Raw genomic sequence first — 2,905 nt, forward strand, 5'->3', positions numbered from 1 at the left:
GAAGAAGGCGGCGCCCAAGCCCCAGGCCGGCAAGGAGAAGGACGGGGCGAAGGAGGCCAAGGCCGCCTCCGAGAAGCCCGCCAACGAGAAGACCGGCAGCATCAAGGGCAGGCCCGCCGAGGCCAAGGCGGCGGCTCAATCCGAGAAGGTCGCGGCGGTGGGAGCCCCCACGGCGATCCCGTCCGCCCTCGAGCAGGCGGATCCCGCCACCGTGCTCGCCCAGGCCAACGCCTATTTCAACGGGCTCAACACGCTCACCGGCAGCTTCATGCAGATCTCGGCGGACGGGCGCCGGATCGGCGGCAAGCTCAGCCTCGTGAAGCCCGGGCGGCTGCGCTTCGACTACGACCAGCCCTCGCCGCTGGAGGTGGTGGCCGACGGCCAGTCGGTGGCCGTGCGCGACCGCAAGCTCGGCACGCAGGACCTCTACTTCATCGCCCAGACGCCGCTGAAATTCCTGCTGCGCGAGAAGATCGACCTCGCCCGCGACCTCACGGTGACCGAGGTGGTCAACGAGCCCGGCGGCATCCGCATCGCCCTGGAGGATCGGGCCACGCTCGGCGGCACCTCGAAGATCCAGCTCTACTTCGACGCCGAGATGAAGACGCTGTCGCAGTGGCGGATCACCGACCCGCAGGGCTACCTCACCACGGTGCAGCTCTCGAACCTGCAGCGGGGCAAGGCGGTCGACGGGTCGCTGTTCTTCATCAATTACGGCCGCGCCGAGGACAAGGCGATGGCCGAGCGCATCAAGCAGTCGCAGAACCCCTGAGGGGGCGGGCAGCGGGACTTCGGATCGCGCCGCCCTTTTCCCGGACGCCCGGAGCGTCAGCGGAGGGTGATCCGGGATCCAGCACACGAAGGTCGCGAAGCGTCCGGATCTGCATCGGTCCATGAAGATCGAGCCGCTTCGCGGCACTTCTTTCGCTGGATCCCGGATCACCTACCACTTCGTTCCAGGCGTCCGGGAAAGGGGCAGCGTCGCGCCTCAGGCCGCCGCCGGGCGCCAGCGATCGAGCTCCCGGTCGATCGCCCGCTCCGTCCCCTCCATGAAGGCGGCCGCCGACAGGCCGGCGGCGAGCGGGGCGAGGTAGCTCACCACCACCGTGCCGGGCCGGCTGAGCGAGCCGCTCGGCCAGTACAGGCCGGAATTGACCGCCACCGGCAGCACCGGCAGGCCGAGCTTGCCGTAGAGCAGCTCCGCCCCGCGCTTGAACTGCACCGGCGCCCCGAAGGCGCTGCGCGTCCCCTCCGGGAAGATCAGCACCGAGCGGCCGGCGGCAACCGCCGCGCGGCTCTCCTCGATCATGGTGCGCAGCGCCTGGGTGCCGTTGGCGCGGTCGATGATGATCATCGGCGAGCGGCGCAGGAACCAGCCGACCACGGGAATCGCGACGAGTTCCCGCTTGGCGATGATCGCCACGTCCGGCACCAGGATCAGGAAGGCCAGGGTCTCCCAGGCCGACTGATGGTTGGCCACGATCAGGCAGGGCCCGTCCGGGATGCGCTCGCGCCCCTCCTCGACGTAGCCCAGCCCGACGATGCCCCGCAGCCCGAACAGGATGCCGCGCGCCCAGAGCCGGGTCGCCGCGCGGATCGGCCGGGCGGGCGCGCCGCTCACGGCGAAGGCCAGGAGGGGCACGAGGAACAGGGCGGTCCAGGCGGCCCAGTAGGCGTTGAAGCAGGCGGAGCGAAGCGAGGGCAAGGGCGTGTCGGGCTCGGGGACGGGCGGCCGTCCGGGGACGGCGGCGGAGCGCGCCCATACCGCCTTCCCCGGCCCGGTGCACGGCAATTCGCGCGGCTGCGACCCGGATGCACTGTCGGCCCGCGCCGGATCGGCTATCTGGGGCGGCCCCGTCCGACCGGCTCGGAAAGCCTCGCCCGTGCGCCTCACCGTCACCACCTGGAACATCAACTCGGTGCGCCTGCGCATCGATTCCGTGCTGCGCTTCCTGAAGGAGAACCGGCCCGACGTGCTCTGCCTGCAGGAGACGAAGTGCCCGAACGAGCTGTTCCCGCTGAAGGCCTTCGCGGGCAGCGGCTACGAGCACGTCGTGTTCTCGGGCCAGAAGGGCTACAACGGCGTCGCGATCCTCTCGCGCTTCCCCCTGCTCTCCCCCGAGATGATGGGTTTCTGCGAGCGCCCGGACGCGCGCCACATCTCGGCGGTGCTGGGGCGGGAGGCCGGGCCCGCCGCCGGGATCGTGCTGCACGATTTCTACGTGCCGGCGGGCGGCGACGTGCCGGACCGGGACGTGAACCCGAAATTCGCCCACAAGCTCGACTTCCTGGCGGAGCTGCGCGCCTGGGGCGGGCGGCGCGTCGCCGGCCCGGCGATCCTCGTCGGCGACCTCAACGTGGCACCGCTCGAGCACGACGTCTGGTCGCACAAGCAGCTCCTCGACGTGGTGAGCCACACCCCCGCCGAGACCGAGGCGCTGGAGACCCTGCGGGGCGAGGCCGGCTGGATCGACGCGGCCCGCCACCTCACCCCGGAGCCCGAGAAGATCTACACGTGGTGGAGCTACCGCTCGCCGAACTGGGAGCTCGCCAACAAGGGCCGGCGCCTCGACCACGCCTGGGTCTCGCCGGATCTGGCCGGCACGGTGCGGGCCGTCACCGTCTCGCGCGAGACCCGCGGCTGGGAGCGCCCCTCCGACCACGTGCCGGTGACGCTGGCACTCGAGCTCTGAGGGGAACAGAGGCGCCGCCTCGCGCATTGGCCGGCATCACGAACCCTTGATGAGGCCCTCATGCGCAAGCTCCTGCTCGCCTTCCTGCTCCCCCGCGTCGTCTCCTGGCTGCGCCGCCGCTACGGCACGCCGAACCACCGCACCCGTCCGTACTAAGTTCCTCGTGATCTCCCTCCCCCCTCTGCGGGGGAGGGTGGCCCGGCCGTCAGGCC

3 protein-coding genes are annotated in these 2,905 nt (G+C 71.3%); 2 read left to right on the forward strand and 1 reads right to left on the reverse strand.

The genetic code is table 11. The features are described from left to right. Window positions 1–772, forward strand: a 772-nt coding sequence (locus AX737_RS09215) for an outer-membrane lipoprotein carrier protein LolA (protein WP_066920788.1), incomplete at its 5' end; no start/stop codon positions are given. 216 nt (window positions 773–988) lie between these two features. Here the strand turns inward: AX737_RS09215 and AX737_RS09220 are convergent. Then, window positions 989–1,705 carry a lysophospholipid acyltransferase family protein gene (locus tag AX737_RS09220; RefSeq protein WP_066920790.1) on the reverse strand — a complete coding sequence of 239 codons (717 nt, stop codon included), beginning with the start codon at window positions 1,703–1,705 and terminating at the stop codon, window positions 989–991. A gap of 178 nt (window positions 1,706–1,883) precedes the next feature. Here AX737_RS09220 and xth point away from each other — a divergent pair, with 178 nt between their 5' ends. Continuing rightward, window positions 1,884–2,693 (forward strand): exodeoxyribonuclease III, encoded by an 810-nt coding sequence (gene xth / locus AX737_RS09225; RefSeq protein WP_066920793.1) that lies wholly within the window; start codon window positions 1,884–1,886, stop codon window positions 2,691–2,693. Window positions 2,694–2,905: the final 212 nt, after the last annotated feature.

This window comes from Methylobacterium sp. CCH5-D2, from assembly GCF_001556475.1.
Classification (GTDB): domain Bacteria; phylum Pseudomonadota; class Alphaproteobacteria; order Rhizobiales; family Beijerinckiaceae; genus Methylobacterium; species Methylobacterium hispanicum.